This window comes from Citrobacter sp. TBCS-14, from assembly GCF_005280805.1.
GTDB lineage: Bacteria > Pseudomonadota > Gammaproteobacteria > Enterobacterales > Enterobacteriaceae > Citrobacter > Citrobacter gillenii.
On record NZ_SZWM01000581.1, the window covers coordinates 1 to 236 of the forward strand.

The window sequence follows — 236 nt, forward strand, 5'->3', positions numbered from 1 at the left end:
ACCGCTTCGATAAAGATATGGCAGAAAAGGCTGCGAAATTTATCCAGTTGTTGCCACATACAAAAGGAGAGTGGGCATTCAAGCGGATGCCGATCACCCTGGAGGCATGGCAACTGTTTATTGTGTGCTGCGCCTTTGGCTGGGTCCAGAAAGGATCTAAGCTTCGTCGATTTCGCGAGGTTTACACGGAGATACCGCGTAAAAACGGGAAATCGGCCATTTCGGCGGGTGTGGCA

Annotated in this window: 1 protein-coding gene; it reads left to right on the forward strand. The window is 50.8% G+C overall.

The window, feature by feature from the left end:
* On the forward strand, window positions 1-236 hold a 236-nt coding region (locus FDX22_RS31480; RefSeq protein ID WP_255432988.1), incomplete at both ends, for a terminase large subunit domain-containing protein.